Origin of the sequence: Pseudomonas sp. MWU12-2345, from assembly GCF_023242385.1 — a bacterium.
In the GTDB taxonomy this organism is placed as follows: domain Bacteria; phylum Pseudomonadota; class Gammaproteobacteria; order Pseudomonadales; family Pseudomonadaceae; genus Aquipseudomonas; species Aquipseudomonas gingeri_D.
This window is the reverse complement of record NZ_JALLJA010000027.1, coordinates 45577-52009: the sequence shown is the minus strand read 5'-3', so window position 1 is coordinate 52009 and position 6433 is coordinate 45577. Positions and strand designations below refer to the sequence as shown.

General features: G+C 62.8%; 6 protein-coding genes. 3 read left to right on the top strand and 3 right to left on the bottom strand.

Annotated elements, in window-relative coordinates; translation table 11 throughout:
- Positions 1 to 91: 91 nt before the first annotated feature.
- The 3 genes from M5C71_RS31830 to M5C71_RS31820 are packed head-to-tail and all read left to right on the top strand — an operon-like array spanning position 92 to position 2987.
- On the top strand, positions 92 to 526 hold the full coding sequence (locus M5C71_RS31830; protein WP_103498326.1) for a DoxX family protein: 435 nt from the start codon (positions 92 to 94) through the stop codon (positions 524 to 526).
- Complete coding sequence (locus tag M5C71_RS31825; protein WP_103498327.1) at positions 523 to 1098, top strand: antibiotic biosynthesis monooxygenase; 576 nt, start codon at positions 523 to 525, stop codon at positions 1096 to 1098. The genes M5C71_RS31830 and M5C71_RS31825 overlap by 4 nt, the downstream gene beginning before the upstream one ends.
- A 50-nt stretch (positions 1099 to 1148) precedes the next feature.
- Complete coding sequence (locus M5C71_RS31820) at positions 1149 to 2987, top strand: amidohydrolase (protein ID WP_248769565.1); 1839 nt, start codon at positions 1149 to 1151, stop codon at positions 2985 to 2987.
- Between the two features lie 72 nt (positions 2988 to 3059).
- On the opposite strand, the gene M5C71_RS31815 is transcribed toward M5C71_RS31820, so the two are convergent.
- From M5C71_RS31815 to M5C71_RS31805, 3 genes are read right to left on the bottom strand one after another with little or no spacing between them, the layout of a single operon-like run.
- Positions 3060 to 4652: a DHA2 family efflux MFS transporter permease subunit gene (locus M5C71_RS31815; protein WP_103499376.1), complete on the bottom strand. Its 1593-nt coding sequence runs from the start codon at positions 4650 to 4652 to the stop codon at positions 3060 to 3062.
- On the bottom strand, positions 4649 to 5797 hold the full coding sequence (locus tag M5C71_RS31810) for an HlyD family secretion protein (protein ID WP_177103392.1): 1149 nt from the start codon (positions 5795 to 5797) through the stop codon (positions 4649 to 4651). The genes M5C71_RS31815 and M5C71_RS31810 overlap by 4 nt, the downstream gene beginning before the upstream one ends.
- Positions 5798 to 5804: 7 nt before the next feature.
- Positions 5805 to 6338 (bottom strand): helix-turn-helix domain-containing protein, encoded by a 534-nt coding sequence (locus tag M5C71_RS31805; protein ID WP_248769564.1) that lies wholly within the window; start codon positions 6336 to 6338, stop codon positions 5805 to 5807.
- Positions 6339 to 6433 lie beyond the last annotated feature (95 nt).

Here is a 6433-nt window from a genome sequence, read left to right as displayed (position 1 = left end):
GCCGCAACGCCAAGCCAAGTAGTGACGTGAGTCGGGCGCGTGGGTCGCGCCCGACACCTCATCGCCTCAAGCCTTCACAGGGATACCTGACATGGTCACTCGCCCCTTGTTGTCCTCTCGCACTTCGGCTGACTGGGCGCTGCTCTGGTTACGCCTGGCCGGTTCGGCCTTGTTGTTACGGGTCCATGGCTTGCCCAAGCTGCTGGATTTCCAACATCAACTGACATTGATCGAAGACCCTTTCGGCCTGGGGGCGCACCTGACCCTGAGCCTGGCGATTTTCGCCGAAGTGCTGTGCCCGTTGCTGATTATCCTTGGCCTGTTGACCCGCCTGGCTACGCTGCCGGTGCTGTTCCTGCTGCTGGTTTCACTGGTGTGGGTACACCCGGAGTGGAGCCTGGCCGAAGGGCAATTCGCCTGGTTGCTGCTGATCGTCTTCGTCGCCTTGCTGATCGGTGGTTCCGGGAGCATCGCTCTGGAGCGGCGTTTCAGCGCGTTCACCCGCCCGGGGAGTCTTCATCCATGAATATCGAATTGCTGGATGGCGTGGTGACCCTGTTGGTCCGTCATCGGATCAAGAAAGGCCAGGACCAGGCCTATGAAACCTGGCTACGGCGCATCGTCACCATGGCGCGCAGTTATCCGGGGCACCTCGGTGTCGATGTGGTGCGTGGGCATAGCCACGGGCAAACGTTGTTTACCAGCGTGCTGCGTTTTGCCTCTACCGAACAACTGCAACACTGGTTGGACTCCAATGACCGTCGTGAGTTGGTAGAAGAGGCCCAGCCCATGCTGGCCGACGGCGACCAGACCGAAATCAACGCCGACCGCGAATTCTGGTTCACCCCGGCCGAAGTCGGTTCGCCCAGTCCGGTGCCGCGTTGGAAGCAGGCCTGCGTGACCTTCCTGGTGATCCTGCCGCTGAGTTTTGTCGTACCGATGTTGTGGCGCCCGCTGTTCACGCTGCTGCCCTGGTTGGGCGGCTATGTGCAAGCCAATGTGCTGATCACCTTGAGCATCGTGTTGCTGGTGGTCTATGTGTTCATGCCCCGTGTGACCCGCCTGTTCAGCCGCTGGCTGCAACCGGCCAACCACTGATTTCGCTGACCGTTACATTCCGTCAAGCAAGGAGAACTGATATGAGCAATGTGATCGCTGACCTGATTCTGCACAACGGCCGCTTGCACACCGTCGACCGCGCCCAACCCAAGGCCACGGCGGTAGCCATCAAGGACGGTCGCTTTATCGCCGTGGGCAACGACGGCGAGGCCATGGCCTTGCGCGGTAGCACCACCCAGGTAATCGACCTCAAGGGCCGCACCGTCATCCCCGGCCTCAATGACTCGCATCTGCACCTGATCCGTGGCGGCCTGAACTACAACCTGGAACTGCGCTGGGAAGGCGTGCCCTCGTTGGTGGATGCGTTGCGCCTGCTCAAGGAACAGGCCGAGCGTACCCCCGCGCCGCAATGGGTGCGGGTGGTAGGCGGCTGGAACGAATTCCAGTTCGCCGAAAAGCGCATGCCGACCCTGGAAGAACTGAACAAGGCGGCGCCGGACACTCCGGTGTTTGTCCTGCACCTGTATGACCGCGCCTTGCTCAACCGGGCGGCACTGCGGGTGGTCGGCTACAACCGCGACACGCCGAACCCGCCGGGTGGCGAGATTGTCCGCGATGCCAAGGGCGAGCCGACCGGCATGCTGATTGCCCGGCCCAACGCGATGATTCTCTACTCGACCCTGGCCAAGGGGCCGAAACTGCCGCTGGAGTATCAGGTCAACTCGACCCGCCAGTTCATGCGTGAACTCAACCGCCTGGGTGTCACCAGCGCCATCGATGCCGGCGGCGGTTTCCAGAACTATCCGGACGACTATGAAGTCATCAACGAACTGGCGGCCAAACAACAACTGACCGTACGGATTGCCTACAACCTGTTTACCCAGAAGCCCAAGGAAGAGCTGGCGGATTTCAAGAACTGGACCGGCAAGGTGACCTACGGCCAGGGCGACGACTTCCTGCGGCACAACGGCGCAGGGGAGATGCTGGTGTTCTCGGCGGCGGATTTCGAAGACTTCCTCGAGCCGCGCCCTGACTTGCCGCAAACCATGGAACAGGAGTTGGAGCCGGTGGTTCGCCATCTGGTGGAACAGCGCTGGCCGTTCCGCCTGCACGCCACCTATGACGAATCCATTTCGCGGATGCTGGATGTCTTCGAGAAGGTCAATCGGGATATTCCGTTCAATGGCCTGCCGTGGTTTTTCGATCACTGTGAAACCATCACGCCAAAAAACATCGAACGGGTACGGGCGTTGGGCGGCGGCATCGCCATTCAGGACCGCATGGCCTTCCAGGGTGAATACTTCGTCGAGCGTTACGGCGCCAAGGCCGCCGAGGCCACGCCGCCGATCAAGCGCATGCTGGCCGAAGGCGTGCCGGTGGGCGCGGGCACCGATGCCACGCGGGTGTCGAGCTACAACCCCTGGACTTCGCTGTACTGGATGGTCAGTGGGCGTACCGTCGGCGGGCTCGTGCTCTATCCCGAGGGGCTGCCACGGGAAACCGCGCTGGAGCTGTACACCCATGGCAGTGCCTGGTTTTCCTCGGAGCAGGGCAAGAAAGGCCAGATCAAGGTCGGGCAGCTGGCGGACCTGGTGGCCTTGTCGGCGGACTATTTCAGCGTCGAGGCCGAAGCCATCAAGTGGATCGAATCAGTGTTGACGGTGGTCGACGGCAAGGTGGTGCACGCGGCGGGTGATTTCGACAAACTCGCGCCGCCGACGCTGCCGGTGACCCCCGACTGGTCGCCGGTGGTCAAGGTGCCGGGACACTGGCGGCCGAACTCGCCCTTGCAGGCCCAGGTGCACCAGTGCAGCGGTCCTTGCGGGGTGCATGCCCACGGTCATGAGCGGGCGCGGATGTCGAGTGTGCCGGTCAGTGACTTCCAGGGGTTCTGGGGGGCCTTTGGTTGTTCGTGTTTTGCTTTCTGAGTCACGAGTATCAATGTGCGCACGCTTCTGCGGGAGTTGGCTTGGCGGCTCCCGCAGAAGCGTGTCGTGCCCTTAATGTGCGTCCGGTGAGGCTGCCGCCGCAGGCGGTGGTTTCACTTTATGCATCAGTGGAACCAGGGCCGTGGCGATGATGAAACAGACCATGATCACCAGGAAGGTATCGGCATAACTCTGGGTCTGCGCCTCACGATAGGCCAGTTGCCAGAGTTGCTGCAGGCTGGCGGTGGTGCCTTCGCTGCCGCTCTGGCCGAGGGCCGCGAAGTTGCTGCCGACCGTGGCCATCCACTGGTTCAACGCTTCGTTGGTGCTGTTCAGGTGCTCGGCCAACCGGTTGAAATGCAGGTTGGTCCGATCATTGAGAATCGTCGCGCAAGCCGCGATACCAATGGCGCCGCCGAGGTTACGCATCAGGTTGAACAGGCCCGAAGCCTGTTTCAGACGTGCCGGTGCCAGGGCGCCGAGGGTCAGGGTCACGGTGGGTGGCACGGCGAATTGCTGGGCCATGCCCCGCAGTGCCTGGGGCAACATCAGCTCCTTGCCACCCCAATCATGGGTCAGCGGTGAGAAGTCCCACATCGACACGGCAAACAGCCCCAACCCCACCATCATCAGCCAGCGCAGGTCGACCCGGTTGGCAAAAAACGCGTACAGCGGAATTGCCGCCAGTTGGAATAGACCAGTGGAGAACACCGCCAGGCCGATGTCCAGGGCGCTATAGCCACGCACTCGGCCGAGAAACAGTGGCGTCAGGTAAATGGTTGCGAACAGCCCGATACCGGTGACGAAGGAAAAGAAGCAACCCAGGGCGAAATTGCGCTCCTTGAGCGCGCGCAGGTCGACCACCGGATTGGCCACCATCAGGCTGCGGCTGACAAAGGCCAGCCCGGCGAGGCCGGAAATCCATGCGGTGGCCAGGATAGTGCTGTCGCTGAACCAGTTCCAGCGCGGGCCTTCCTCCAGGGTGTATTCCAGGCAGCCGAGAAACACCGCCATCAGCAGCATGCTCAGGTAGTCGGCACCCTTGATCAGGCGCAGGTCCGGCTCGTCGATCCGCACCAGCATCGGCACCACCACGGCGACGAACACACCGGGCACCAGGTTGATGTAGAACAGCCAGTGCCAGGAGGAAATATCGGTGATCCAGCCGCCGATCACCGGGCCGAGGGTCGGCGCCAGGGAGGCGATGGCACCGATGGTCGAGGCGGCGATAACGCGCTGCTTGCCGCTGAAGAACATGAACGCCGAGGTAAACACCAGGGGGATCATCGAGCCGCCCAGGAACCCTTGCAAGGCGCGAAACACGATCATGCTCTGGATGTTCCAGGCCGCTCCGCAAAGCAGGCTGGCCAGGGTGAACCCCACCGCCGAGGCACAGAACAGCCAGCGCGTGGAAAACACCCGCGACAGCCAGCCCGACAGCGGGATCACGATGATTTCGGCGATCAGGTAGCTGGTCTGCACCCAGGCGGTTTCATCGGTACCGGCCGACAGTCCGCCGCCGATATCGCGCAACGAGGCGGAGACGATCTGGATGTCCAGCAGGGCGATAAACATACCCACGCACAGGGTGGCAAAGGCGAACACCTTGACCGAGGTGCTCATCGACGCCGCGTCGAAAGGCTTGGCCGGGGCGCGGGTGCTCATGGCGTGCTGACCAGTTGGCTGGTGGCACGTTGGTCAGCCGGGCGGCTGGCGACGCCATTGGCGTTGTGCAGGGTATCGACTTCGGCGGTGACCGAGAGGCCCGGGCGCAGCTGCCCGAGCACGCCATCGGCCTGGTCAAGCATGACCCGGACCGGCACCCGCTGGACGATCTTGGTGAAGTTGCCGGTGGCGTTTTCCGGTGGCAGCACGCTGAACTGGGCGCCGGTGGCCGGGGCCAGGCTGTCCAGGTGGCCGTGAAAGACCTTGCCGGGCAGCACGTCGGCGCGGATGGTCACGGCCTGGCCGGGCAGCATATGGGTCAACTGGTCTTCCTTGAAGTTGGCGTCGACCCAGAGGCCCTGTTGCGGCACCACGGAAAGTAACTGCGAACCGGCCGCGGCAAAGGCGCCGACCCGGGCCCGTCGGTTGCCGATCACGCCGTCCACCGGCGCTCGCAATTCGGTGTAGGAGAGGTTCAGGCGGGCCATGTCGCGTTCGGCGACCGCTTGCATCAACGCGGCCTTGGCCTGCAATTTCTGGGTCTCGATCACGTCCACCTGGCGTTGATTGGCCAGCAGCGTGGCTTGCGCCTTGGCGCCATTGGCCTGGGCGGTCTTGAAGGTGGCATCGACCCGTTGGGCACTTTCCACCGACACCGCCGAGCGGCCCACCAGGCTTTCGTAGCGGGCGTGGTCGTTGCGCGAACGCACGGTTTCCGCATTGGCCGCATCAATGCCGGCCCGGGCCTGGCTGATCACCGCGTGCTGCAACTGCTCGGTGGCGTCGAGATTGGCCAGCAGCGCCTGTTGGGCGGCGACCGCGCCTTCGGCCTTTTGCAGGGCGGCGACGTAATCGCGATCATCGATCTTCACCAGCAGGTCACCGGCGTGGACGAACTGGTTGTCGGTGACTTTGAGCTCGGCGATATAGCCCGGCACCTTGGGCCCGATCACCGTCACATCGGCGCCGATATAGGCGTCGTCGGTGCTTTCGATAAAGCGTCCGGCCGTCCACCAGTGCAGGCCGTAGAAAGCGGCGAAGACCACTGCGCCAGTGACCACCGTCAGCAGCAGGAGGCGCTTGAACAGCACCGGTTTTTTCTGAACGGCCAGTTCGGGGGCAGAGGCCGAGGACAGGTTGGTCATGACGGAGTTACCGGTTGGCAGGGAAAGGGTGAGCGATATCAGGGGATTGCTGCGCAGCCAGTTGGCGGCGTTTTTCAAAGCGTCGACGCATGGGCTCGTCGGCAGCCGGGCCGGCGACGACCTTGTGGCGCCGACTGATGGTCTGCCCGGAGCGACGGTCGATCAGGGCCAGTTCGACGAGTTCGCCGCTGGCACTATCGACGAGTTGGGTGGCCGGGCCTTCGGGTGAGAGGTGCTGGTTGCCCCAATCCATCAGGGTCAGCAGCACCGGTCTGAAATCCCGACCGCGAGCGGTCAGCAGATAATCGAAGCGCGGCGGGGCATCGTTGTAGGACCGACGTTCGAGCAAGCCGTTTTCGACCAGGTCATTGAGACGGCGGGTCAGGATGCTGGGGGCAATCCCGAGGCTTTCCTGGAACTGATCGAAACGGCTGAGACCGTAGAAGGCGTCCCGCAGGATCAGGATATTCCACCACTGACCGACCTGCTCAAGGCTGCGGGCCACGGGGCAGTGCAGGTGGGCCAGGCTTGTCCTTTTCATCGTTGGGGCCTCGGAGTGCGGCAATGATTATGTGCGTAATATTATGATCGAAATATAGGCGAGCGACTTTCAATTTGCAAGTCACTACTTGCAAG